Here is a 482-nt window from a genome sequence, read left to right on the forward strand (position 1 = left end):
CCTGCCAAAGGCAGACCGCCCAAGTTAAGCCTGGAAGACCAGGTTCTGCTCTGTCTAAGCTATTGGCGGGAATACCGAACCTTATTTCACGTTGCGACGAGTTACGGGGTTTCAGAGCCCACAGCCTCAAGAATTGTCCGTCATGTTGAAGACTGCCTGATTCGGTCCAATTTATTTAATTTACCCAAGCATTTGCCTGAAGGCGAAGGCATTGACTGGAATGTGGTGATTGTAGATGCCACAGAAATTCCAATCCAAAGGCCTAAAAAAACAGAAGAAAAGCTATAGCGGTAAGAAAAAGACCCATACCTTCAAAGTACAGGCCATCATTCATTATCAAACTCAAAAAATCCTGAGTTTATGTACGAGTCGTGGTGCCGTACATGATTTCGAACTCTTCAAACGTAACTTGAATCAGATTCCTGCAGGTGCATTTATCCTTGCAGATAAGGGTTATCAGGGAATTTATACAGTGTATCCAA

The 482-nt window shown here is 43.6% G+C and carries 2 protein-coding genes; both read left to right on the forward strand.

Annotated features, from left to right (window positions below):
• Nucleotides 1-288 (forward strand): transposase family protein (locus NI467_RS14615; protein WP_253153502.1); only part of this gene is annotated, 288 nt, incomplete at its 5' end.
• The coding region (locus tag NI467_RS14620) for a transposase (RefSeq protein WP_253153503.1) at nucleotides 236-482 on the forward strand (247 nt) is incomplete at its 3' end. The genes NI467_RS14615 and NI467_RS14620, both read left to right, overlap by 53 nt.

Origin of the sequence: Acinetobacter sp. S4397-1, from assembly GCF_024129285.1 — a bacterium.
GTDB classification, from domain to species: domain Bacteria; phylum Pseudomonadota; class Gammaproteobacteria; order Pseudomonadales; family Moraxellaceae; genus Acinetobacter; species Acinetobacter lwoffii_C.